At 47.0% G+C, this 23,174-nt stretch carries 23 protein-coding genes and 1 pseudogene; 14 read left to right on the top strand and 10 right to left on the bottom strand.

The genetic code is table 11. The features are described 5' to 3' along the window. Positions 1-113: pseudogene (locus HMPREF3144_RS11885) on the bottom strand (site-specific integrase); the annotation flags it as partial. Between the two features lie 361 nt (positions 114-474). On the opposite strand from HMPREF3144_RS11885, the gene HMPREF3144_RS11465 reads away from it, so the two are divergent. The 4 genes from HMPREF3144_RS11465 to HMPREF3144_RS08140 all read left to right on the top strand — a co-directional run bounded on the left by HMPREF3144_RS11465 (position 475) and on the right by HMPREF3144_RS08140 (position 4,854). Further along, positions 475-645, top strand: a complete 171-nt coding sequence (locus HMPREF3144_RS11465; protein ID WP_081941467.1) for a type II toxin-antitoxin system HicA family toxin — start codon at positions 475-477, stop codon at positions 643-645. A 64-nt stretch (positions 646-709) separates the two neighbouring features. Then, positions 710-1,123, top strand: a complete 414-nt coding sequence (locus tag HMPREF3144_RS08130; protein ID WP_036557413.1) for a type II toxin-antitoxin system HicB family antitoxin — start codon at positions 710-712, stop codon at positions 1,121-1,123. A 629-nt stretch (positions 1,124-1,752) separates the two neighbouring features. Continuing rightward, entirely contained in the window at positions 1,753-3,726 is a 1,974-nt protein-coding gene (locus HMPREF3144_RS08135) for a monovalent cation:proton antiporter family protein (protein ID WP_018026858.1), read from the top strand. Positions 3,727-3,927: 201 nt separating this feature from the next. Beyond that, positions 3,928-4,854, top strand: coding sequence for a DMT family transporter (locus tag HMPREF3144_RS08140; protein WP_070477366.1), 927 nt, complete (start codon positions 3,928-3,930; stop codon positions 4,852-4,854). A gap of 12 nt (positions 4,855-4,866) precedes the next feature. Here the strand turns inward: HMPREF3144_RS08140 and HMPREF3144_RS08145 are convergent, their stop codons facing one another. The 3 genes from HMPREF3144_RS08145 to HMPREF3144_RS08155 are packed head-to-tail and all read right to left on the bottom strand — an operon-like array spanning position 4,867 to position 10,278. Continuing rightward, on the bottom strand, positions 4,867-5,757 hold the full coding sequence (locus HMPREF3144_RS08145) for an NAD(P)H-hydrate dehydratase (protein WP_083290426.1): 891 nt from the start codon (positions 5,755-5,757) through the stop codon (positions 4,867-4,869). 24 nt (positions 5,758-5,781) lie between these two features. After that, positions 5,782-9,054, bottom strand: coding sequence for an AAA family ATPase (locus HMPREF3144_RS08150; protein ID WP_070477367.1), 3,273 nt, complete (start codon positions 9,052-9,054; stop codon positions 5,782-5,784). Between the two features lie 3 nt (positions 9,055-9,057). After that, entirely contained in the window at positions 9,058-10,278 is a 1,221-nt protein-coding gene (locus tag HMPREF3144_RS08155) for an exonuclease SbcCD subunit D C-terminal domain-containing protein (protein ID WP_070477368.1), read from the bottom strand. Positions 10,279-10,397: 119 nt separating this feature from the next. Between HMPREF3144_RS08155 and HMPREF3144_RS08160 the strand changes: the two genes are divergently transcribed. The 3 genes from HMPREF3144_RS08160 to HMPREF3144_RS08170 are packed head-to-tail and all read left to right on the top strand — an operon-like array spanning position 10,398 to position 11,476. After that, on the top strand, positions 10,398-10,904 hold the full coding sequence (locus HMPREF3144_RS08160) for a HugZ family pyridoxamine 5'-phosphate oxidase (RefSeq protein ID WP_070477370.1): 507 nt from the start codon (positions 10,398-10,400) through the stop codon (positions 10,902-10,904). Positions 10,905-10,935: 31 nt separating this feature from the next. Then, positions 10,936-11,214 (top strand): hypothetical protein, encoded by a 279-nt coding sequence (locus HMPREF3144_RS08165; protein WP_048766690.1) that lies wholly within the window; start codon positions 10,936-10,938, stop codon positions 11,212-11,214. A 22-nt stretch (positions 11,215-11,236) separates the two neighbouring features. Beyond that, the gene (locus HMPREF3144_RS08170; RefSeq protein ID WP_070469844.1) at positions 11,237-11,476 is read left to right on the top strand and encodes a hypothetical protein; all 240 of its coding nucleotides are present in this window, start codon (positions 11,237-11,239) and stop codon (positions 11,474-11,476) included. 1 nt (position 11,477) lies between these two features. Here the strand turns inward: HMPREF3144_RS08170 and rnhA are convergent, their stop codons facing one another. After that, the gene (gene rnhA, locus HMPREF3144_RS08175; protein ID WP_018026850.1) at positions 11,478-11,948 is read right to left on the bottom strand and encodes a ribonuclease HI; all 471 of its coding nucleotides are present in this window, start codon (positions 11,946-11,948) and stop codon (positions 11,478-11,480) included. An 11-nt stretch (positions 11,949-11,959) separates the two neighbouring features. Then, a complete protein-coding gene (locus HMPREF3144_RS08180; RefSeq protein WP_246823931.1) occupies positions 11,960-12,820 on the bottom strand; it encodes a class I SAM-dependent methyltransferase in 861 nt (286 codons plus the stop codon). 36 nt (positions 12,821-12,856) lie between these two features. Here HMPREF3144_RS08180 and gloB point away from each other — a divergent pair, with 36 nt between their 5' ends. The 6 genes from gloB (at position 12,857) to HMPREF3144_RS08210 (ending at position 18,290) form a co-directional block, all read left to right on the top strand. Beyond that, positions 12,857-13,648 (top strand): hydroxyacylglutathione hydrolase, encoded by a 792-nt coding sequence (gene gloB, locus HMPREF3144_RS08185; RefSeq protein ID WP_018026848.1) that lies wholly within the window; start codon positions 12,857-12,859, stop codon positions 13,646-13,648. A gap of 134 nt (positions 13,649-13,782) precedes the next feature. Continuing rightward, complete coding sequence (locus tag HMPREF3144_RS08190; protein WP_246823932.1) at positions 13,783-15,636, top strand: transglycosylase SLT domain-containing protein; 1,854 nt, start codon at positions 13,783-13,785, stop codon at positions 15,634-15,636. A gap of 120 nt (positions 15,637-15,756) precedes the next feature. After that, the gene (locus tag HMPREF3144_RS08195; RefSeq protein ID WP_036557430.1) at positions 15,757-16,539 is read left to right on the top strand and encodes an SDR family oxidoreductase; all 783 of its coding nucleotides are present in this window, start codon (positions 15,757-15,759) and stop codon (positions 16,537-16,539) included. A gap of 64 nt (positions 16,540-16,603) precedes the next feature. Next, complete coding sequence (dnaQ, locus tag HMPREF3144_RS08200) at positions 16,604-17,314, top strand: DNA polymerase III subunit epsilon (protein ID WP_036557432.1); 711 nt, start codon at positions 16,604-16,606, stop codon at positions 17,312-17,314. Positions 17,315-17,460: 146 nt separating this feature from the next. Next, entirely contained in the window at positions 17,461-17,811 is a 351-nt protein-coding gene (locus tag HMPREF3144_RS08205; protein WP_036557437.1) for a protein tyrosine phosphatase family protein, read from the top strand. A 14-nt stretch (positions 17,812-17,825) separates the two neighbouring features. After that, positions 17,826-18,290: a universal stress protein gene (locus tag HMPREF3144_RS08210; protein ID WP_036557439.1), complete on the top strand. Its 465-nt coding sequence runs from the start codon at positions 17,826-17,828 to the stop codon at positions 18,288-18,290. Between the two features lie 81 nt (positions 18,291-18,371). Here the strand turns inward: HMPREF3144_RS08210 and bioB are convergent, their stop codons facing one another. After that, a complete protein-coding gene (bioB, locus tag HMPREF3144_RS08215; RefSeq protein ID WP_036557441.1) occupies positions 18,372-19,352 on the bottom strand; it encodes a biotin synthase BioB in 981 nt (326 codons plus the stop codon). A gap of 204 nt (positions 19,353-19,556) precedes the next feature. Here bioB and HMPREF3144_RS08220 point away from each other — a divergent pair, with 204 nt between their 5' ends. Beyond that, positions 19,557-20,690 carry a succinylglutamate desuccinylase/aspartoacylase family protein gene (locus HMPREF3144_RS08220; protein WP_048766684.1) on the top strand — a complete coding sequence of 378 codons (1,134 nt, stop codon included), beginning with the start codon at positions 19,557-19,559 and terminating at the stop codon, positions 20,688-20,690. On the opposite strand, the gene rarD (HMPREF3144_RS08225) is transcribed toward HMPREF3144_RS08220, so the two are convergent. The 3 genes from rarD (HMPREF3144_RS08225) to rarD (HMPREF3144_RS08235) are packed head-to-tail and all read right to left on the bottom strand — an operon-like array spanning position 20,687 to position 23,170. Continuing rightward, positions 20,687-21,649, bottom strand: coding sequence for an EamA family transporter RarD (gene rarD, locus HMPREF3144_RS08225; protein ID WP_083290427.1), 963 nt, complete (start codon positions 21,647-21,649; stop codon positions 20,687-20,689). The two genes, HMPREF3144_RS08220 and rarD (HMPREF3144_RS08225), sit on opposite strands and share 4 nt — an antisense overlap. Positions 21,650-21,656: 7 nt before the next feature. Beyond that, positions 21,657-22,211: an NUDIX hydrolase gene (locus tag HMPREF3144_RS08230; protein ID WP_048766682.1), complete on the bottom strand. Its 555-nt coding sequence runs from the start codon at positions 22,209-22,211 to the stop codon at positions 21,657-21,659. Between the two features lie 20 nt (positions 22,212-22,231). Next, the gene (gene rarD / locus HMPREF3144_RS08235) at positions 22,232-23,170 is read right to left on the bottom strand and encodes an EamA family transporter RarD (RefSeq protein ID WP_070477375.1); all 939 of its coding nucleotides are present in this window, start codon (positions 23,168-23,170) and stop codon (positions 22,232-22,234) included. Positions 23,171-23,174 lie beyond the last annotated feature (4 nt).

Below are 23,174 nucleotides of genomic sequence, written 5' to 3' on the forward strand. Positions count from 1 at the left end.
TCAGCAGTTAACCAGGCAACCTTTTCGTTTAAATCAACCTGTGACCACTCAAGCGATAATATTTCATTCGCACGAGCGACGGTCGATAAAGCAAAAATTACCGCATTTCTCATCCAGCGCTGACTCAGTTGCTGAATTAGCAGTTGAGCCTGTTCCCTAGTTATCCACCCTCTCTATGTCAGGATAGTTGTCACCCTCTGAATTTAAATCAAGAGAGCGGTCACGCTAAAATCAAGAAAAACATCAAATTATTTAATGTAATCAAATAGTTAAGAGCTATTGCGAGAATCGGCAAGTATAATGCAAATATTATTACAAATATATAGGTTTGCCGTGCTTAAATATTGAGCAAAATTCAGGTAGCAAAAGTTGATATTGAGTGACTGTTGTTTCCTTTTATAAATACACATTAATGTTTACGTTATGTGCGTTTTTGTGTATAATTAAATAATTGAAACATTAGAGGGGATTGTAGTGAAAACCAGCGAATTTAGACGCTGGCTGAAATCGCAAGGTGTTGAATTTAAGGAAGGCTCAAAACACACGAAGCTAACCTACAAAGGCAAACACAGTACCTTACCAAGGCACGCTAGAGAGCTACCAGAAGGCACTAGAAAAGCGATTTTAAAGCAGCTAGGTTTGTAAGAAATGCCCCTAATGGGGCTTTCATGAACACAGCCGCTACAATCCAAACAGGAGAGAATTTGTTATGAAATATCCATTTGTGCTAACGCCTGACGCTCCAGGCTTTACGGTGACGTTTCCTGACTTACCAGAGGCCATAACATACGGGGAAACCAAAGAAGAAGCTATTGACTTAGCTTACGATTGTCTAGTTACGGCGCTAGATTTTTATTTTGATGATATGCGTGCCGTGCCAGAACCATCTAAAGTGAAGGATGAACAGTATGCTGTTATGCTTCCAGCAAGCGTGACAGTTAAAGTCAAGCTATTAAACGAAATGACAAAGCAGCGCATCAAACAAGCAGACTTGGCACGATTAATGAATTTATCACCAACGCAAGTAAACCGTATGGTTAATTTGCATCGGGCTACAAAAGTAGATACTCTGGATCGAGCTTTTAAAGCTTTAGGTAAGACCCTAGAATTTGAAGTAATTTAAAGTCCATGACTTTAATGGGTAGTTCCAGGTGTGAGTTTGTTGCGTTGTAGCACCTTCAAACTCACTACTTAAATATACTTATCAATATCAACTGTAGCCCATCCAGGCCTTTTCCATCCATCATCGGATGATTTGTTTTCTTCAGTTGGAGGTGTTTTGTTGATGGTCGTTTTCTTCTCAGGAACAGAACGATCCGGAACACGTAACGGTGCCGATTGCTCAGCTGAAGAACTTACTTTCAAGAGTTTATATAAATTAATGAGGAAAGAAGAATGCTAAAGACTATATGCAGGATAGACCCCCTATGTCACACTAGTTGTCCGATCATTTAATTTTTACTTTTAACCCATTTAGGGTGGCGGATAGGAGCTGAAAAACGTAGCTTATATCCAGCGTGGCTGGATACTTGGCAATCGGCGTTTGAGTCAATGGGTTTCGCTAGCCTATCGTTCAGTCAAGAGCTCCAGCAACATGGTGCCCTAATCACAGGCTGACTAGCCCGCCAGGGGTAGCCATTTTTGCGTTTTATTTTTTTGCGTCAAGGGTATAATGACTATTTTGCAAATTTACCTTTCTTGACTGAGGTCAGCAAACTCGTCAATCTCTCTCTTCTTTAAAGCGTAGCTCAAATGCATTTCTCCTTAGCTCCAGTGGTGATGGTTTTATTAGTTTCCGTGTTAGCCGTCATTGTCTGCAGGAAGCTTCGAATCCCATCCATGCTAGGCTATTTATTAGTGGGTTTTATTGCGGGTCCTGGCTTATTACAATTAATTCCTGAGTCACCATCAACGGATTACCTAGGCGAAATAGGTATCGTATTTCTAACCTTTAGTATTGGTTTAGAGTTTTCCCTCGGCAAGTTAAAATCCATGCGCACCCTGTTAATCGGTTTAGGCGGGATGCAGGTCGTTTTTACGATATTATTGGTCATGGGTGTTCTGATGCTCATTGGAATGCCAGCGCTCTGGTCCTTTTCTGTGGCTGGGGCTTTGGTGATGTCCTCAACCGCCATTGTCAGCCGTTTATTGTCTGAACGGAGTGAGTTGAACCAAACGCATGGCAATATGGCTATGGGAGTACTGCTGATGCAAGATATTGCTGTGGTACCTTTAATGATTTTATTACCCGCCTTAGCCGGTCCGAATGATCATTTATGGCTTGATTTGCTGTTGGCCTTTATCAATATGGCGCTGACCTTAAGTCTTTTACTGGTCGTGGGGCATAAGTTGATGGCGCCTTGGTTCCGCTTGGTCGCCAAAAGTGGTTCCTCAGAGCTCTTTATGATCAATGTGTTATTGGTGACCTTAGGTATCGCTTATTTAACCGAGATGGCGGGTTTGTCCTTAGCTTTGGGGGCCTTTGTCGCCGGCATGTTGATTGCAGAAACCGATTATCGTTTTCAGGTAGAGGCCGATATTCGACCGTTCCGTGATATTTTATTGGGCTTTTTCTTCATTACTGTCGGGATGAAGTTGAATATTGCGGTGCTATTACAGAGTTGGCAGCTGGTTTTATTATTACTGAGCATGTTGATTCTGTTAAAAGCGCTGGTGGTCTTTGCGATTAGTCGTTGCATGCGACATAAGCCGATGGACAGCTTGCGTACTGCTTTGTACTTAGCTCAAGGCAGTGAGTTTGGTTTTGTTTTATTGGCGGTGTCAGGTCATTTTCACCTGTTATCACCTGAGTTGGAGCAGTCTACCATTGCAGCCATTCTTATCTCAATGATCGTTGCGCCCCTATTAATTAATAGTAGTGACACCATTGTGCGCTTTTTCTTTCGAAGTGCTTGGGATCAGGAGTCGGTTAATTTGCATGCACTGATGGTCGAAACCATGGCGCTTGACGGGCATAGCTTGATTATCGGTTTTGGTGCACGCGGGCAAAGTATCAGCCGTATTCTGACCGAAGAAAATAAAAGCTATCATGCCTTGGATCTGGATGTGGAGCGGGTTATGAACGCGCGCTTGGCGGGTGAGTCGGTGTCATTTGGTGATGCTAAGCGCACCGAGGTGCTGTTAGCTGCTGGTTTAGAGCGTGCCAAAATGGTGATTATCACCTTGAGTAATATGCATGAAAGTGAGCAAATTTTAAACACGATTATGTTACTGGATCCCACCAAATCAGTGGTGGTGAGGGTCACGGATGATGATTATATTAATGTCTTTGCGCATATGGGTGCGGATGATGTGGTGTCCGATAGCAAAGAAAGTAGCTTAGCCCTTGCCGCTGAAGCAATGCTTGCGCTTGGTATGAACTACCGCCAGGTGCATCATATTGTGAGTAAGGTACGTCGAGATCACTACCAGGTGCTGGCAGGCGTTTTTAAAGGGCATGATGATGCCATTGATTTAGAGGGTGAGTCGTCACAGATTGTACGTTATGCCTTTATCTTGCCACCTCAGTCAAAAGCTGTCGGCATGACGGTCGCTGAGCTCCCACTAGATAAAGAAAAAGTGAGTTTAATCTCAATTCGTAGACATGCCTTTCAAATTCGTAATCCGATTAATGAGTTTGTGCTGGAGGCTGATGACACCTTAGTCTTGGTTGGTGCCAAGGGGTGGGTCAACGCCTTTGAAAGTTGGGCGCTGATGGGTGACTAGCACGTAAATTCTATCTATCTAAGATAAGCCCTGATAGACTCTGATAGCAGCCATCGCAGCGCTATCAGTACTAACACTGAGCTAAGTGCGCTCTCTACGCTTGCTGTTGGGTAGTTGAGGCATACTATCCTAAGATTGCCATCACTATCGATGGTAAGCCTTCAAACTTTGATTAATCCTTTCGGCTAAGCTATTTACACTATGTCCACCACAGCTCGTCCCCTTGTTGGTATTGCCCTTGTTATTCTGTCGACCTGGGCTTTGTCCTCGTTAGATGCTGGGGGCAAGTGGTTGATGCAATATGGGTTGCCTTTGGTGGTGCTGAGCTGGGTGCGTTATTTAATACATGCTGTCTTGGTTTTGATGTTTACTTTGCCGAGCCGTGGTTTAAGTATTTTTAAATCTAAGCGCTTAGGCTTTCAGATCATACGGGGCACGGCGGTGCTTACTGCAACCATGACCTTCTTTTCGGCTCTGCGCTATTTACCGCAGGCTGAAGCCACTGCGATTAATTTTTTGGCACCGCTATTGGTCTTATGCTTGGCGCCCTTTGTGTTAAAGGAGCCACCGCGCCTTTATCGCTGGGTCGCTGCACTTTGTGGCTTTATCGGGGTGATGGTGATTGTACGCCCTGGGTCGGGCCTCCATCCCTTAGGGGTGATGTTCGGTTTGATGACGGCCGGGATTTTTTCTTTGCAGTTTATTGTGACACGTCAATTAGCAGAAGATGACTCCATGACCACGTTGCTGTGGACTGGCCTCATCGGAACCGCCATCAGTAGCGTCTTAGTACTGTTTTATGTGGATGAGTTAGTAAGCATTATCGGGGCATATCATTATCTGGACTGGTTGGTGCTGCTATCAACTGGGATCTTTGGTACCTTGGGCCATTGGTTACAGATTAAGGCCTATCAACATGCACCCGCCTCCTTATTAGCGCCTTTTGTGTATTTACAAATCGTTGGGGCAGCCACCATTGCTTGGTTAATCTGGCGCCAGTTTCCAGATGCGATGAGCTGGTTGGGGATTCTGATCGTCTGCGCCAGCGGTGTCAGTGCCTCCCTTATCGAGTGGCGTCATAATCAAGCCACCAAGCGATTAGTACAGCAGGCCTTGCCAGAGCAGTAGTTTCTCAGTTCACTACAACGAGATTAAAAGATTTCGTAAATATCTGGCCGCCTCAGCAATTTCACCGCTACAAAGGCCAATGGGACCGACCTGATTAAGTACCAGCAAATCAGCGGCTGCCCCATGCAGCCAGACGCCGCCAGCGACCGCTTCATCTGGTGCCAAGCCTTGTGCTAGCAGACTGATAATCATACCGCTTAAGACATCGCCGCTACCGGCCGTTGCCAGTCCAGGATTACCACTTTGGTTGATGAGCAAATCCTCATCGGGGGCGGCTATAAGGCTTTGATGACCTTTTAAAACGACGCGGCAAAAGTACTTCTCTGAAAGTTCGAGCGCGGCTTCTTGGCGGTCGGCCATCACTTCCTCGGTGCTGCAGTCTAAAAGACGAGCGGCTTCGGCCGGGTGAGGTGTTATCACCGCCGGCAGCAAGCGGGCAGTCAGGTAGTCCGCTAGTTCGGGGTGTTGACTGAGCAAATTCAAGGCATCCGCATCAAGCAGTAGGGGCGTATCAGCTGTCTGCTGTAGCAGGGTACTGAGGATGTCGTATGCCGCTTCCGATTGGCCCATGCCGCATCCCACCGCCCAATGACTGATATCATTTCGCTGTAGTAGGCGTTCGGCACTGCTTAGCATTAATTCTGGTCGTTCTGGGATATAGGGTAGGGGTGCATGGTCTTGACAAAAGCCTAACCATAGCTTGCCACAACCGTTAATCAGTGCGGCAGTACCAGCCAGCACAATGGCACCGCTCATGCCCTGACAACCGCCGATAATACCCACAGTGCCGAAGCTACCCTTATGGCTTTCTAGGGCACGTTCTTGTAATAGCCCGGGGAAGTTTTGTTGACAATGCGCTAACCACTCCTCAATTAAATTATCACTGAGCTCAAAGCTTGCCATTATCCCACCTCCTAATCTGTAAACTTAAAGGGCACGAATACCCGGACCTTCCAAACGACTGCGACCGCCACTCATCGGAATCACTTGAATTTGCGTTGCGATTCTTTCTTTGAGTGCGGCCACATGAGAAATAATACCAATGGTTTTGCCACCGCGCTGCAAATTTGCCAATGAACTTAGGGCAATATCCAAGCTGTCTTCGTCTAAGGTACCAAAACCCTCATCTAAAAACAGGGATTCTAGCTGCATTTTGCCGCCCACCATCTGTGATAAACCCAGTGCCAAGGCTAAACTGACGATAAAGCTTTCGCCACCAGAGAGGTTTTTGATGGAGCGTAGTTCACCTCCTTGATAGTGATCGGCCACATAAAGCTCCAACTTGCTGCCGGGTTCTGGGTCAAGGCACAGTGAGTAACGGTCACTCATCTGCGCTAATTGCTGATTCGCATAATGCAGCACAAATTCAAAGGTTAAACTCTGGGCAAAATTGCGGTATTTCTTACCATCGGCAGAACCGATTAACTCATGTAACAGGCGCCAGCGCTGCGTGATGACTTCTTGCGCTTCAATTTGTGCCTTTTGTTCGGCAAGGCGCTCCACCGCGTTAAAATGACTCCTTAGTTTTTCATTATCACGCCCTCGCATCGAGTTGAGCTCGGCCTTTTGTGCTTCTACTTGCTCCCATTCTGCCTTACAGAGCGCTAGCTCTTTAGGCGCATCTGGCTGCTGGGCCGCCAATTCAGCTAGCTTTGCTGTGGTCTGCTTTAGTTGCTCTGTCAGTAGGTGGTTGCGATCATTAATACGGCGTTGTTCTTGCTCAAGGTTTAAGCGCTCAGTTTCATCCAAGCAAGCGGCTACAAAGGCTGTTTCATCCACAAAGGCTGAGTTATTTAGTTTAGCTTGAAAGCTATTGTTTGCTGTATTCAGTTCGGCACTGACTGTGTGCACAGCATGCTTTAGGTTCTCAAGCTGTTGCTCTAGCTGGCTAAAGTGAATTGCCGCATCATCCTTGGCTGTCCTGCTTAGGGATAATTGTTGTTCGAGTTGCGATAGCTTTTGCTTTAACTGCGCTTCTGCAGCGTCAGGATCATCATCGGCAAAGAGCGCATAGCGAGATTGTTTGCTGGCGTCCAGTGTGAGTTGAATGCCTTTGAGATTCTCCTCCGAACTCGCGATGCTTGTCTGATGGTTTGTTAGCTGTGACTGTAGACTGCTCATACTGACCTTTAGTTGAGTCAACTCAATGCGTTGTTCCTGAGCCCAGTGTTGCATCTTTTCCCTATCGCTTAGCTCGGTATGGAGTTGCTTGAGTTGCTGTTGCTGCTGCTCTTTTTGTGAGCTGAGTGCCTGCTCACTGAGCCCTAGCGTGTCAGCTGTAGCATTGATGTCAGTCAAATGGAGCCAGCTTTGTTTGTCGCCGTTTAAATCGCTGAGTGAGGACGCTTTCGCGCTGAGATGGTCCAAATGCGCTTGTTGAGCTGTTAAGCCATCGCTTAAACGCTGCTCTAGTGCCCGAATGTCAGCTGCTTGTTGAGTGATTTGCTGCTGCTGATGATTGACCGCCTCTTGCGCCGCTTTATACGCTTGCTTAGCTTGTGTTAGTTGCTGCTGCGTGTGCGCAGGATTGGCGCTGTCGTGCTCGGCCCATGGATGCTCTAAGGCGCCACATAAGGGGCAGGGCGTACCGTCCACTAAGTCCTGACGATGTTGCTCCAGACTTTGTTGTACCAGGGCAAGCTTATGCTCGGCCTCGGCTTGGGCTAGCTGCGCCTCCGTTACCTGTAGTTGCTGTTGATGTTGGGTGGCGACCGTTTGCAAACTGAGCAAGGACTCGTTAAGCGCCTCTAAGCTTTGTCTTGTGCGATGGTTTTCTGCACTTTGATGATGGTAGTTTTTAAATAGCTCACTGAGTGTCTCTAAAATACGTAGTTCCTGTGTTAACTGCTCACTGCGATTTTTTAAATTAAGAATTTCCCTTTGATGACTTAAGCGGTCTAGCAGTTCGTCGCTGTCTGCGCTTAAGGGATCCTGTGCTAGGGCGTATCCTTTTGCTTCAAAGTCTTGATAGGCACGACGAATCGATTGTTGGAGGTTTTGATAGCTTTCTTGCTCAAGTTGAAGTTGCTTCTCGGTGCCTTTGAGATGCGCCTGCTTTTGTTGCAAATTGCGTTCTTCATTTTGTAGCAGTAAGCGCTGTTGCTTAATTTCGGCGTCCAAGGTACGGACGGCTTTAAAGTGCTCTGTTTGTTGTTCTAGTAGCTCAGCTTGTTGTGTGTGTAGCGCTTGCGCTCTTTGATATGCTTCTTGTGTCTGATTGCGTTTAGTGGTCGCCTCACTCAGTTTTGGCGCTAATTGCTGCAGACTGTCTTGATTGTTTTTTAATGTCGTACGTAAACCAGTTAATACCGTATAGTCTTTAATCAAGGCCAAGCTTTTATTGGCTAGTGCCAGCATCGCAGCTTTAGGGGCAAAGCTTGCAGCTTCGGCGCGATTCTCCCTGAGTGAGCGTTGTAATTCCTCCTCAGTTTGTTTGGTCTTGGCACTTTCTTCCCACCATTGGATTAACTCGCGCAAGGCTTGTTGCTGCTGATTGAGCTGCTGGAGCTTATGGTTAAGTTGTTGCAAGGAGGCTTGTAAGGCACTGACTTCATCCTCTGACAGCGGTGTAATACCCTCTAGGCCTGCGCTTAATAAGGCAAGATTTTTTTCCTCTTGAGTTTTAATTTCATGCACTTTGATGGAAATATCACTGTAAATACGGGTGCCAGTGATTTGCTCCAAAATAGGCGAACGCTCTTCCTCTTTGGCATTTAAGAAATCGGCAAAACGCCCCTGTGCCAAGAGCATGGTGCGGGTAAATCGCTCAAAGTCCAAACCGGTAATGTCGGCGGTTAATTGATTAATTTCTGCGATGCGGCTGGAAAGTAGCTTGCCGCTATCAACATCAAAAAGCTCACGCTGAATTTGCTGTAAATTACCATCGACTCGGTTGCGTGCCCGACGCTGGCTCCAAGCGGCGCTATAGGTCCGCTGGCCAATTTGAAATTTAAGCTCGGCAAAGCACTCGGCGTGCTGGCGCGACATAATTTCATTGTGTGATTTACTAAAGCTGTCTAGCCTCGGCGTACGGCCATAAAGCGCCAGACAAATGGCGTCAAGCAGGGTGGTTTTGCCGGCACCCGTGGGTCCGGCAATGGCAAAGATACCGTTTTGTTCATACGCCGCATGACTAAAATCTATTAACCACTCACCCTCTAAGGAGTTAAGATTTTTAAAACGTAATTCTAATAACTTCATGGGCTACTCTTGATCGTGGTGTAAGCGGTGTAGGGTTTCTTGATAAGTCATTAATAACTCTGGGCGCTGATTGTCGGGGATGTTTTGTCGATCCAATAAGCGCTTAAAGACGTCGTCTACGCTTAATTCCTCCAAGCTCTCTAATGTATCGGTAGCCTGTAAATGGACCGCTTGTCGTTGCTGATTGTTAAGCTTTAAAATTTCAATTTGGGAGTCTTTGATTTGCTCTGTCAGTACGGCTCGCAAATTACTCTGCAACTCATCGCTTTGGTAGCTTACTTCCAACCAAATGGACTCATTTTGCCGTTTTAATTCCTCAATTGCCGACTGTAAGCTTTTTAAATCACCGCGAATTCTGTGTAGGCGCTGAAAGGTGGGGACCTCCACTGCAGTAACCTCGGCTTGGTGTTCCTGATTAAAATCCACCACCAAGACCTGCTTGCTGCGCTCACATTCATCAAAACACATGGGCAAGGGGCTGCCGCTATAGCGTATATGATTTAGACCGCCCACCTTTTGGGGCTGATGGATATGTCCTAAGGCCACATAATTAAAATCAGGGCTGAATAAATCGCTTTTTAACTGACCTAAGGTACCCACATATAAATCACGTACCCCATCTCCCTCGGAGGTAAGACCGCCAGTCATAAATAAATGACCGGTGGCTACCATGGGCACCTGATGCTTATCTGCTAGCTTTTTGGCGTGGCGGGCGACCTCCTCATAATGTTGATGATAAGCTGCCACCACTTGCTGATCCTTATCGCTTAGGCTGGCTAGGGATTCATAACGACGTATGTCCCTATCACTTAAAAAGGGTACCGCAGCCAGCACTAAGCCCACCTCACCTTGATGATTATCGAGCAACAGCACCTCATCTCGAATATCGTCATAGGCCTGACCGACGACATGCACATTGAGATTCTTAAGAATGGCGCCTGGCGCATTTAAAAAACTCGCTGAATCATGATTGCCACCAATCACCACAATATGGCGGCAACAGCTGTTAGCGGCAGCGGCAGCTAAGAAGTTGTAATATTGATCCTGCGCAGTAACACTGGGCGTGGTGGTATCGAAAATATCACCGGCGATGATCAGGACCTCGATCTGCTGTTGCTCAATGCATTGCAGCATCCAGTTAAGTAGTTGTGAAAACTCTGCATAGCGTCTTTTGCCTAGCAATGAGCGACCTAGATGCCAATCTGATGTATGTAAAATGCGCATAGTTTAACTGCTGATGCTTGGTGAGTGCGATTAAAGCATTTATATTAGAGCATTAACTTTAAAATGCAAGTAAAAGGGCTATGATTAGCCATGATAAGTGATATGAAGCGAGGTATAGCATGAATCAATCCATGGCGGAGCAGACCGCTAAAAACGCCGAATTAGCAACTAAATTACAGGCATTGCACCAACAGCCTAGTTTGATGATAGCGAGTCTGAATGCAGATGGTTCGCCACTTATCAGCTATGCGCCTTTTTATGAGAGAGATGGCGTGTTTTATGTTTTTGTCAGTCTGTTGGCTGAACACACGCCGAATTTACTTGAGCGACCACAAGCGTCGGTTATGTTGTTGCGGGACGAGGCGACTACGACGAATCATTTTGTGCGTGAGCGGGTTCGTTATGAGGTGGTGTGTCGTCCAGTTGCCTGCGAGGAAGCAGTGTATGAATCCATATTGCAGGGATTAGAGCAAAAGCAGGGTAGGATTGTCGCTTTACTTAAATCATTGGCAGATTTTTATTTAATTGCCTTAGAGCCCACCGTGGGTAATTTAGTGGTGGGTGCGGGCGCAGCTTATCGTTTTAAAGCAGGGGAGTCGGCGTTTGAGCAGGTGCGTGGCCGATAATCGGATAAAATAGCTGCAAAGGAGATGTGTTATGAAGAAAGTATTATTTATCGCACTTGGTATCACAACGCTGAGCGCTTGCGTACAGGCCCCGATTTATCCGCCGATGACGGAGTCGGAGATGGTGGCCGCCACTTGCCGTGACTTATGGAAGGATTCCGAACGACTTAATCGTGAAATTAATAATATACGCTATAAGTATCAAGCTGATGTGCCGACGGGGCGTGATGCGGAGGTGTTAGATGCGGCACAGACGCGTTTAAATCAAGTGCGTGAATTAAGTGTACAAAAGATGTGCACTTTTGGTTAGACCTGAATACGATAGGACTTTTATGATCAGTAAATTTAACTTGATGGCTTTGTTGGTGGCGACCATGGCCTTATCTGCTTGCGCTAGTTCTGAGGAGGAGCGTGCAGCAAGTGATAACTGCGCTGTTTCTAATCATCGCATTATTCAGAGTAATGCGCAGGTTGGTCCCGGTCCTGGAAATTTTTTAAATCGTTATCGCCAGGATAGCGTGGCAGACCGCGAACGAGAGCGTGCTCGCCGCCTAAAATGCGGTCAGTATTAAGCTATTTGGTGCCGGCAAGTACTTGCTCAACCCCTTTGTTAGCAAGGGCGTCGGCCCGTTCATTACCCATATCACCGCTGTGCCCTTTAACCCAATGCCATTGTATTTGATGGCGTTCACACTGCGCCAGGAGCTGCAACCATAGATCCTTGTTTTGTACAGGTTTGTTATTAGCCGTTTTCCAGCCTCTTTTGATCCAAGCCGGCAGCCATTCATTTAGTCCTTTTTTTACGTATTGCGAGTCAACATAAAGTTCAAGCGACCAAGGTTGTTTGAAGAACTCCAAGGCTTTAATCACCGCCATCATCTCCATGCGATTGTTGGTCGTCTGCAATTCACCTCCGAATAACTCCATTTCTCTACCAGCGTGTGCGGGGTCTTTGTACTTCATATAGATGCCCCAACCGCCAGGGCCGGGATTGCCTTTGCAGGCGCCATCGGTCCAGATTTGCACAATGGCTTGTTTTGACATAATGACCTCGTTTAAAACTTGTTCTTGGTTGCTACTATCGCTGGCTTGAGTGCCTTTTTTGGTTTTTTGAAGTTGACTGCGCCCACTAAGTTTGGATTGGCATGACGCTTAATAGCGGATACATAGAATACTGCACCGGCTAAGGGCCACCAACGGTTACCCGCTTTGTTCATAAAAGCAAACTTGCTTAACCAACGGCTACTCATTAAGGCGGGTTCATAGCAAGCTAATTGGCCCCGATCAATTTCAAAGGACAGTAATTGTAGCCAATCCTTGGTCTTTTGTAGTGAAATTTGCTGTTTATTAGGCACAGGCAGGTAGGGAAAACGCGAGAATCGGTTGCGTAGCCCCCAAAGACTGTAAGGATTAAAGCCAAAAATTAATAAGCGCCCTTCATGTAGCAGTATTCGCTCAACCTCGCGTAACAGCTGATGTGGCTGGGCATAGCAGTCTAAGGTAAAGGGCAGGATCACCAGATCCACCGATTCGTTCTCATAGTTTAAGTGCAGCTGATTAGCATCCTCAGGGCTTTTGTTAGAGCTATCGCTTGGTGGAATATCTTTGCGTTGGTAGTAAATAGCCTCAAGTTCATTCTGGTAGGGCAGATCCTCAGTGCTTATAGACTCCTCATCTGTATCAGTCGGTGCCGGATTGCGATGGTTTAAATCATCTTGGGTTAGAATAACCTTGGTTCGAATGCGGTTTTTACGCATCAGGTCGTAGTCCGGCAAGCCTAGTTGCAAGGCACTATAGCCGAATACATTGGCTAGTAAGTCATCAGCCTTGGCTTCCATCCAGTCGGCGACTAATTGACCCATGGGGGTGCTTAGCCACTCATCAAGCGAGATTTGGTGGAGATTACGGTTCTGCACATTCGTCTTCAAAATTAAGCTATCAGGAGGGGAGCTATGAATAACATCGAGATTTATCCAATACCCGCATTTAATGATAATTATATATGGATTATGCGCCAAGGGGATACGGCAGCAGTGGTGGACCCAGGTCAAGCGGCACCGGTGCTGCGTGAGTTGGAGTCCAAGGGCTTAACGCTAAAGGCGATTTTGATTACCCATCACCATGATGACCATACCGGTGGGGTGCGAGCATTAGTCGATAAATATGGAGCGGATGTTTATGGTCCGGCCTTTGAAAGTCGGCCCATACCCGCACTGAGTCATGAGCTAAAGGAGGGCGATCGCGTTCAAATAAAGGGCATCGATACGGAGCTGCAGGTACTCGAGGTGCCGGGCCATACCCTAGGACATATTGCTTATACAGGCACCATCAATGCACAGCAGCCGGTGCTATTCTGTGGCGACACTTTATTTTCCTGTGGTTGTGGCAGAATATTTGAAGGAGATTCTAGATTAATGCTGCAAAGTATTGATAAATTTATCAATTTGCCGCAAAATACTAGTATATATTGTGCCCATGAATATACTCTGAGTAATATTGATTGGGCCTTACAGGTTGAGCCTGCCAATCAGGCCTTATTGGCTTGGCAGCGGCGGGCTCGTGAGCTTAGAGCACAGGATTTACCCACCTTACCGACCACGATTGCGGAGGAGAGGGCGACGAATCCCTTTATGCGCGTGCGTGAGCAGTCCGTGATTGCGGCGGCCGAGTCCTATGCCGGCACGACCTTAGATGGGCCTGCGGCGGTTTTTGGCACCTTACGTGAGTGGAAAAATCATTCATAGCTTATTTAGCTCGTGTAGTGATAGATGATTTTTTTGAGTTGATGCGCTCGTAAAGCAGTTTTTTTGCTTTATAATGCATAGCAATTTTTTGATTCATCTCTTAGATCAAATTTAAAAAGCAAGGTCTTCTGATTATGAGATTATTAGTTTACGCTTTGTTAGCAACGACTGCGATTATCAGTGGTTGCTCGTCTACGGGCGGAAACCTCAAGAGTAATACAGCAGCTACTTCCAAACACTATAACAACGTATGGGATAGGATTCGCGCCGGTTACGCAATGCCTGATCTGAGAGACAGTCGGGTGGATTATTGGGTTAACTACTACACAAAGCGCCCTGGCTCGGTGCAAACCATGGCCAATCGCTCGGCGAAGTATATTTACTATGTCACTACCGAGCTACAAAAGCGTGGTATGCCGACCGAATTGGCGCTCTTGCCATTTGTCGAGAGTGCGTATAACACCACGGCACTGTCGCGGGTCAAGGCATCCGGTTTGTGGCAGTTTATGCCAGCCACCGGTACTGATTTTAATTTGACACAAAATTGGTGGCGTGACGATCGCCGTGATCCGGTGAGTTCAACGCAAGCGGCCATTAATTACTTGGCTTATTTATATAATTTCCAGGGTAATGACTGGCATTTAGCCTTAGCTTCTTATAACTGGGGGCAGGGCTCGGTCAAGCGGGCCCGCGATCGTAATGCAGCTCAGGGTCGAGGTACAGATTATCTCTCGCTTAACATGCCACAAGAAACGCGTGACTATGTACCTAAGTTGATGGCGTTTAAGCGTATTATTAGTCAGCCTGCGAAGTACGGCATCACCTTGCCGCACGTGCCAGATCAGCCTTACTTTGAAGAGGTCAATAAGACTGTTGATATTGACATTGAAGTAGCCGCTAAGCTAGCCGGTATGTCCTTGAGTGAGTTCAAGGAGATGAATCCACAATTCCATCGGCCGGTGATTTTAGCTGAGCATGGTCAACGTATTCTGATTCCCAAGGCCAATGTCGCTTCTTATAAAAAGAACCTAGCGAATTACAAGGGTAATTTGGCCTCTTATTCAGGTTATACACCTAGATCGGGTGAGGCTTTGGCCGATATTGCACAGCGTTTAGGCGTGGATTTAGCCTTATTAAAGCAATTAAATGGTTACACGGCTAAGCAAACCGTTGCTATCAATAGCCGCACCTTGATGGTGCCTCGGGGTAGTGGTATTTCACCTAGCGCTTCGCCCTCAGGTATTCGTGCTACGCCGCCAGCGCCTGTGCAACAGCCTATGCCTGCCGCCAGTGCTGGTCCTGATATGATGCTAGCTTTAATTGAGCGCACTCGATTGCCGGCCTCCGCAGTTAATCCTCCGCCAGCAGCGACGCCTGCTTTAGCGCAACAGCGCGTACCAGCACCTGCGCCTGCCGCACGTCCTGCATCAACGACACCACGAGCGGCTTCGGCGGCATTGGTGGCTAGCAATACGAGCCCCGCGCCAGCTAGTAGCACGGTGGATCCATTAGCCGATTTAATTCGTGCCGATGGTTCTACGGCGACTGCGGTGCCTGCGCTTGCGGCTAATCGTCCGCAGACCGCAGCCCCAAGCAGTGCAGAGAGTGTTGCTAGCACTGCTGCCCTTAGTGAACAGCCGACAGCGATGTTGCCTAATGTTGGCGGTAATCAATCTCTGGCGGCAAGAGCAGCCTCAACTGTTCAGCGCAGCGGTCCAGTGGTTCAGCGTGTAAGTTGGGATAGTGAACCGACAACTAGTACAGCAAGAGTGCGTACGGCTGCGTATCAGTCGCCAGCTGTGCCAGCGGCCCCTACGGCTACACGTAATCCAGCTAGCCACCGTGTGGCTAAGGGTGAGACGCTGTATTCATTAGCCCGTCAATACCACACTACGGTCAATGATTTAGCAGCACTTAATAACATCACCGTGGATGGTTTAAAAGCGGGTATGGTCTTAAGACTACCAAACTCGGGTGTTGAGGGTTAGTCTTAGCTAGCGCCAACAATTTTACTTGCCTAAGCCCTAGTCGGGTTTAGGCATTCCTTATTAGTAAAAAGCAGTTATAATTAATTGATTGTAAATAACGAAAAAATTACGGGAAAATTCATGGGTTTTTTAGCGAATAAACGAATTGTGTTGACCGGTTTGATTTCAAATCGTTCGATTGCCTACGGTATTGCCAAAGCGTGTCATGAACAGGGTGCTGAATTAGCATTTACCTACGTCGGAGAGCGTTTCGAGGGTCGGGTCAAGGAATTTGCTGAGGAGTTCGGTAGCAATATCGTGGTGCCCTGTGATGTTTCTTCCGATGAAAGCATTACGAACTGTGTTAAGGCGATCGGCGAGCATTGGGCTGATGGGGTTGATGGTGTGGTGCACTCTATCGGTTTTGCGCCACGGGAGTCGATTGCTGGTAATTTTTTAGATGGCTATAACCGTGAAAACTTCCGTTCAGCACATGATATTTCCGCTTATAGCTTTGCTGCCTTGGCCAAGGAGTTTTTACCTTTAGTTGAAAAGCGTCAGGGTAATTTTCTTACCTTAACCTACCTCGGTGCCGAGCGTGCGATCACCCATTACAATATGATGGGCCTAGCTAAGGCATCGTTAGAGGCAAGTGTGCGCTATTTAGCGAAAGCCGTCGGTGAAAAGGGTATCCGTGTTAATGGTATCTCTGCAGGTCCGATTAAAACCTTAGCCGCTGCCGGGATTAAGGATTTTAACTATATCTTTAATTTTGTTGAGCAGCACGCACCGCTTAAGCGCGGGGTCAATATTGACGACGTGGGCAAGTCCGCTGCTTTCCTCTTGTCTGATTTAGCCTCAGGCATCACAGGTGAAATTCTCCACGTGGATGCCGGCTTTAACGCTGTGGTGTCCGGTCTTTAATTGAATGTTTAGGGTCTAGCTAGCGTATTTGCCTAGACCCTTTTTATTTTGTAGCGGTATAGAGATGCGTCAAATCGTTTTGGATACGGAAACCACGGGCATGGATGCTCACCAGGGTGACCGTATCATTGAAATCGGTTGTATTGAGTTAGTTAATCGTGAGCCGACTGGGAATAATCTACATTTATACTTCAATCCCGAGCGCGAGTCGGATCCGGGTGCGTTGGCGGTGCATGGTTTAACCACTGAGTTTTTAAGCCAGTTTAATACATTCGAACAGCATGCGCAGGAGATTGCAGACTATCTGAGTGGGGCGGAGTTATTAATTCATAATGCAGCCTTTGACGTGGGCTTTTTAAATGCGGAATTTGCTCGCTATCAGATCCCAGCGCTTGAGGAGATTGCTGCCAAAATTACTGACACTTTAGCCTTGGCACGCGCTAAGTTTCCCGGTCAGCGTAATAGCTTGGATGCACTTTGTGATCGCTTAGGCGTGTCCAATGAGCATCGGGTACTTCACGGCGCTTTACTGGATGCGGAGTTACTGGCTGATGTCTGGTTAGCCATGACACGTGAGCAGTTCGGCTTGTTAGATGCGCTGCAGGATGAACCGCAGATACAGGCAGCAGATGCAGTTGTCGCCGCTCCCGTGGTTGGCAGCTTCAGTTTACCGATTATTCGAGCCGATGCCGAGGAGCTCGCCGAACACGCCGCCTATGTGGAGGTGCTAGATAAAGCGGTCGAGGGTGAATCACTTTGGCATCGCTTTAAGTAATGGCCTTTGGGCTGAGACTAGCTCAGTGTATGGTATTAATGCATGCCGCCTAGCGGATTAACACAAAAAATACCTTCATTATTCATTTTTTTCATGATGAAGATGTTTATAATAAGCTTATAAACTTAATTTTAAGGTCATGATTTATGATTGAAACATCGTTTACACAGCTTAATGAGGACTACGCCGTGGCTCCTCAAATGAGCCCAGATGAGGTCCGTACCGCGGCTAAGCAAGGTTTTAAGTCCTTATTAATTAATCGGCCTGACGGAGAGGGTGGACCGGCACAACCCACTTCTCAGGAGATGATTGAATTGGCTGAGAGTTTAGGTATGACAGCGGTTTATTTACCCATTATCAGCGGTGGTCCGACTGAGGCTGATGTCGAGGAGTTTGCCATCGTGATTGAAACATTGCCTAAGCCTGTGTTAGCCTACTGTCGTAGCGGCAATCGAAGTGCTACCACCTATGCCCTGGCAGTAGCTAGAGAATCTTAACAAGGAGATATTGTATGTACAAAAAGATCTTATTACCCATTGACGGTTCAGATATTTCATCACAAACAGCCAATTCCGGTATTTCATTTGCACGTCAAATCGGTGCGGAAATTGTGGTGTTAAACGTGACTCAGCCATTTTCTACCCTCGTAGGTTTTGATGGTGTCGCTGCCTCTTATGCTATTTCCGATGCGGATTATGAAGAAGCTGCCCGCAAGGAAGCTGAGGAGTACTTACAGCCGGTGATGGATCGTGCTCAAACGGCTGGTGTTAAGGCAACTTCTGCGATTGTTTCTAATTACAATGTTGCTGACGGTGTGGTTGAGGCAGCTAAGGAGCATGGTTGTGATTTAATTTACATCGCAACCCATGGTCGTAGTGGTTTATCACGCTTGCTATTAGGTAGCGTAACGACTAAAGTCATTCAGTTAGCACCAGTATCGGTATTGGTATACCGTCTCGAGGGTTCTAACGACTAGTATTTGTTTGAGCTTCAAACAACAAAACCCATGATCCTGTGTCATGGGTTTTGCTATTTATGACCTATGATATAAGCGCAATTAGGCGCTATATAAATCCAAGCGTTCAAATAGTGCCTGATCCCTTTCTCTTTGCGGATTGGCTGTGGTGAGTAGGCAATCGCCGTAGAAAATGGAGTTGGCGCCAGCCATAAAGCACAGTGCCTGAGTACCATCATCCATTTGTTCACGCCCAGCTGAGAGTCGTACCTTGGATTGAGGCATGATAATACGCGCCACGGCAATGGTACGAATAAACTCAAAGGGATCGAGATCCTCTTCATCAGCTAATGGCGTGCCCGCCACCTTGACCAGATGATTGATGGGAACGGATTGCGGTGGCGGATTCATATTGGCCAGTTCGGCTAATAAACCAGCACGTTCGCGGCGTGACTCGCCTAAACCCACAATACCGCCGCAACAGACATTAATACCGGCATTACGCACACGTTCAAGTGTGTCTAAACGGTCTTGATAAGTGCGGGTGGTGATAATGCTGCCATAGAACTCCGGTGCTGTGTCGATATTGTGATTATAGTAATCCAGACCAGCCTCCTTTAGCTGCTCAGCTTGACCGTCTTTGAGCATGCCGAGGGTGACGCAGGTCTCCATGCCGAGGGCTTTGACCTGACGCACCATCTCACTCACAACCTCGATTTGATATTGCTTGGGACCGCGCCACGCTGCACCCATACAGAAGCGTGATGCACCTTGCTCCTTAGCAGTTTTAGCAGCCTTAACCACTTCCTCGACCGCCATCAGCTTTTCTTTTTCTACATCTGTGTTGTAACGGGAGGATTGAGGACAATAACTACAGTCCTCCGGACAGCCTCCCGTTTTGATGGATAATAGGGTTGATAATTGCACCTCACCCACCGGATGAAACTGGCGATGAACGGTTTGTGCTTGGAATAGCAGCTCCATAAAGGGTAGTTCAAAGAGCTCAGTAACTTGTGCTACTGACCACTTTGCTGTAGGCAAGTCGGCAATACTAGCGGTGCGAGATAAAGTAATCGTATCCATTCATGTCTCCATTTAAACTGCTATGATATTATTCTGTTTGGCGATACTTTACAACTAGTTTTAGTTGAAAATTAGCAGATTTTAAAAGAAGTTAAGCATATATCGTGCTTTTGCCGGCGTTGATTCATGATACTGGATTTACTAGTTGATTTTTATCCATTATTCGGTGTAACTTACTGAAGATGCACTTCGATTGGAGTTTTTATGCAAAAAGAAACGGTGACTTTAATTGGCTCCACGCCTGGGACGAACTATCAGCTGACTGCCTTGCATTTCGGTCCTGAGAATGGCAAAAAAGTTTATCTACAAGCCAGTTTGCATGGTGATGAACTACCGGGTTCACTGGTCGCCTATTATTTGCACCAGTTGCTACTGCGCTTGGAGCAGGAGGGGCGTTTAGAGGCACGTATTGTATTGGTGCCTTTTTGTAATCCTATTGGTTTGGGGCAGATGCTGAATTATCAGCCTATCGGTCGTTTCCATTTTGCCAGTGCTCAAAATTTTAATCGTTTGACGCCTGATTTTAATCTTTATCAAAAGCTGATTGCCTTGATTGAGCGTGAGGGTATTGCGTGGTCTGACACAGCTGCTGATAATACCGCATTATTACGACGCTATTTAAAGCGAGTGATTGATGAGATTGAGGTCTTTTCCGAGACCGATTCGATGCATAAGACCTTATTGTCTTGGGCTTATGATGCGGATATTGTCTTGGACTTACACTGTGATAATCACGCGGTGTTGCATATGTATGGCTGTCCTGAGTCTTGGCATCGACTTGAGCCTTTAGCACGTTATTTGGGTAGTCAATGTCAATTGCTCTCAGAGGATTCGGGGAGTAATTCTTTTGATGAGGTGCTGTATTCGATTTGGCCCCGTTTGCGTGCCCATTTTCCTACGGTTCCTTTGGAGTTGGCTTGTATTGGCAGTACTGTAGAGTTCAGGGGTGAGTATCAGCTATCGCATGAGTTGGCCGCTCAGGATGCGGAAGCGCTTATACAGTACTTAAATCAGCAGGGGTATTTGCAGTTGCCGGAGGAGCGTCATCAAGCTTTGCCGGCCTTGGCGCGTGAACCACATCCACTGGGCGGTCTTTGCTACATTGATGCGCCTACCTCGGGTATTGCGGTTTATCTAGTGCAGCCGGGTGATTGGGTTGAGGCGGGTCAAGCCATTGTGGATATTGTTGATCCCATTAGTCTTGCCAAAACCACGGTGCGCAGTCCTGCCGCTGGGGTAGTTTTTGCGCACAGTGGTCAGCGATTGGCTCGCCCGGAACGTAAGTTGATGAGTATTTCCAGTCCAGTAGAGCAGGGTAATGCAGGTTTGTCGCCTTAGTGAGACACTGCCGCCGTCGCTTTTTTATAGCTTTGATAGCTACTGGTGGTAAAGATAATCACCGCAAGCCAGACCAAGACATAGGCAACAAAGCGCATGCTGTCAAAGGGCTCTTTAAACACGAGTAGTCCAATCAAAAACTGCATGCTTGGATTGATGTAGAGCAATATACCCAAGGTATTGAGGCGGATTCTTTTAGCGGCGGCGGCAAAAAACAGGAGTGGGTAGCCAGTGATTACGCCAGTGCCGATAATCAATAAAATAATATGGGTAGGTAGCTCAAAAAAGCGGTACTCGCCAAGGCTATGTAAATACATTAAATAGCCTACAGCAAAGGGGAGTAAAAACAGGGTTTCAATCGCAAATCCTGGGATGATGGGGAGCACCGCCTGCTTGCGTAGGAGGCTATAAAGGCTCCATGAGCCACTGATAATCAAGGCAATCCACGGGATATGTCCGGCTAATACTGCTAGCCACAGCACGCCAGCTAGCGCAAGGACGACCGCAAAGCTTTGTGCACGATTAATGCGTTCACCGATAAATACTCTTGCTAAAGCAATACTCATCAGCGGTGACATAAAGTAGCCCAAGCTTGCTTCAATCACGTGGTTAATTGAGACGGCGTAGATATACGATAACCAGTTAAGCCCTAAGGCCATCGAGGCTAAAAAGATAAAGGCCATCATCTTGGGTTGTTGTAAGACTTCAAGTAGCACCTTTTGTTGACGGCTGATAAAAAGCAGCAGCATGGCGACAACCGATGCCCAAAGTACCCGATGCCCCATCAATTGAGCAGCAGATAGACCTTGATTCGAAAGTAACGACCAATAGATGGGAAAAAGTCCCCAGGTACAGTAACAGATTAAGGCATAAGCTACGCCTAACCGTGTTTCACGTCGTTGGGCCAGAGGGTCTAGTGGCTGATTGAGCGGGCGTTGCGCCATGGTTGAGTTAGACATGTCAAACCTATTTACTCTCTAATAGCCAATGCTGTAAAGCAGCGATGGTTTTGATATCTTCTATCTCTTGATTGCGTAGAGCTTGGCGCACCTCGTCGCGGCTATAAAGCACAGTATCAACCACTTCACCCTCGTCCGGTTTAAGCGTACTATTCATCTCTAAACCGTAGGCTCGGTATAAGTACATATACTCATCACAAAAGCCTGGGGCCGTGTAAAACTGATGAATGAGCTCAAGTCGTTGCGCGGTATATGGTGTTTCTTCAGCTAGTTCACGGGCGGCGGTTTGGATTGCCGTCTCGCTTGCGGCACCATCCATTTTGCCAGCCGGTACTTCTAATAAGGGCTTATTGGCAGGGTAGCGAAACTGTCGTACCAGTACGACTTTATCCTCATCTGTTACGGCCAATACGGCCACACAGGGGCAATGTCGCACCACCTCACGGCTTGCTTGCTGACCATTGGCTAAGGCGATGGTATCCACATAGACCTGAATGATTTGACCAGAGTAAATTTCCTTGCTGTTGACTTTAGTTTCTTGTAGATGTGCGTATGTTGACATGATGAACCTCAAGCATTTAATTAAGCTGCCTTGCGCGCAGTGTGTTGTTTAGTGGCACTGTATTGTTTGTAGGAACTGACACAAAACACAATCACTGCTAACCACACTAAAAGGTAGCCGAAAAATCGAGTAAGATCAAAGGCTTCGTGCAAAATAAATATGCCAATTAAAAACTGAATCGTTGGCGAGATATATTGCAACATACTGATCGTGCCTAAACTGCTGCGTTTAACGGCAGCAGCAAAAAGTAGTAATGGCAGGCCTGTGACCACCCCGGTCGTCATCACAATGCCTAATTGCACTGGCCCTAAGCCACTGAATACCAGCGCATCCTGAGCTTGTAACCACCATAAATAGGCACCAGCAAAGGGTAGCATCAGTAGGGTCTCTAGTGCAAAGCCAGGTACCACAGGCAGACTGGCTTTTTTTCTTAAGAGGCTATAAATACCCCAGGTACTACTGAGTATTAAAGCGATCCAAGGAATATCACCGCTTAAAATGGCAAGCCACAATACACCTAAGGCAGCTAATATTAATGCGATTAATTGACTACCATTAATACGCTCACCGAGAAAGACACGGGCTAAAAATATGCTGACTAGGGGTGACATAAAATAGCCTAAGCTAGTATCTAGTACCCGATTAATTGATACCCCGTAGATATAGGCTAACCAATTAAATGACAAAATAAAGGAAGCCATGGCAAAGAGGACCAAGACTCTGCCTTGGCTGATCGCACCTAGCAGTGTATTAACTTGTCGACATAGCAACACTAAAAGAATGGCAAAGAGCGAGGACCAGACGATACGCTGAGCGAGAATTTGATCGGCGCTCAGGCCAAAGCTGCCAATCACTCCCCAGTAGAGTGGGAAGATGCCCCAGACGATATAGCAACTGAGCGCTAGAGCGACCCCTTGTTGAGCCTCGGTGATGAGGGGTTTGGTTGATGGATTATGCATTGTC

Source organism: Oligella sp. HMSC05A10, assembly GCF_001808335.1.
GTDB lineage: Bacteria > Pseudomonadota > Gammaproteobacteria > Burkholderiales > Burkholderiaceae_B > Oligella > Oligella urethralis.

Coding starts and splice junctions, on each gene's coding strand:
- HMPREF3144_RS08190 (WP_246823932.1), top strand. CDS start 13,783: ATGAGATTATTAGTTTACGCTTTGTTAGCAACGACTGCGATTATCAGT.
- HMPREF3144_RS08140 (WP_070477366.1), top strand. CDS start 3,928: ATGTCCACCACAGCTCGTCCCCTTGTTGGTATTGCCCTTGTTATTCTG.
- HMPREF3144_RS08155 (WP_070477368.1), bottom strand. CDS start 10,278: ATGCGCATTTTACATACATCAGATTGGCATCTAGGTCGCTCATTGCTA.
- HMPREF3144_RS08135 (WP_018026858.1), top strand. CDS start 1,753: ATGCATTTCTCCTTAGCTCCAGTGGTGATGGTTTTATTAGTTTCCGTG.
- gloB (WP_018026848.1), top strand. CDS start 12,857: ATGAATAACATCGAGATTTATCCAATACCCGCATTTAATGATAATTAT.
- HMPREF3144_RS08195 (WP_036557430.1), top strand. CDS start 15,757: ATGGGTTTTTTAGCGAATAAACGAATTGTGTTGACCGGTTTGATTTCA.
- rarD (WP_070477375.1), bottom strand. CDS start 23,170: ATGCATAATCCATCAACCAAACCCCTCATCACCGAGGCTCAACAAGGG.
- HMPREF3144_RS08205 (WP_036557437.1), top strand. CDS start 17,461: ATGATTGAAACATCGTTTACACAGCTTAATGAGGACTACGCCGTGGCT.
- HMPREF3144_RS08150 (WP_070477367.1), bottom strand. CDS start 9,054: ATGAAGTTATTAGAATTACGTTTTAAAAATCTTAACTCCTTAGAGGGT.
- HMPREF3144_RS08165 (WP_048766690.1), top strand. CDS start 10,936: ATGAAGAAAGTATTATTTATCGCACTTGGTATCACAACGCTGAGCGCT.
- dnaQ (WP_036557432.1), top strand. CDS start 16,604: ATGCGTCAAATCGTTTTGGATACGGAAACCACGGGCATGGATGCTCAC.
- HMPREF3144_RS08210 (WP_036557439.1), top strand. CDS start 17,826: ATGTACAAAAAGATCTTATTACCCATTGACGGTTCAGATATTTCATCA.
- rnhA (WP_018026850.1), bottom strand. CDS start 11,948: ATGTCAAAACAAGCCATTGTGCAAATCTGGACCGATGGCGCCTGCAAA.
- bioB (WP_036557441.1), bottom strand. CDS start 19,352: ATGGATACGATTACTTTATCTCGCACCGCTAGTATTGCCGACTTGCCT.
- HMPREF3144_RS08145 (WP_083290426.1), bottom strand. CDS start 5,757: ATGGCAAGCTTTGAGCTCAGTGATAATTTAATTGAGGAGTGGTTAGCG.
- HMPREF3144_RS08220 (WP_048766684.1), top strand. CDS start 19,557: ATGCAAAAAGAAACGGTGACTTTAATTGGCTCCACGCCTGGGACGAAC.
- HMPREF3144_RS08170 (WP_070469844.1), top strand. CDS start 11,237: ATGATCAGTAAATTTAACTTGATGGCTTTGTTGGTGGCGACCATGGCC.
- rarD (WP_083290427.1), bottom strand. CDS start 21,649: ATGTCTAACTCAACCATGGCGCAACGCCCGCTCAATCAGCCACTAGAC.
- HMPREF3144_RS08130 (WP_036557413.1), top strand. CDS start 710: ATGAAATATCCATTTGTGCTAACGCCTGACGCTCCAGGCTTTACGGTG.
- HMPREF3144_RS08160 (WP_070477370.1), top strand. CDS start 10,398: ATGAATCAATCCATGGCGGAGCAGACCGCTAAAAACGCCGAATTAGCA.
- HMPREF3144_RS08230 (WP_048766682.1), bottom strand. CDS start 22,211: ATGTCAACATACGCACATCTACAAGAAACTAAAGTCAACAGCAAGGAA.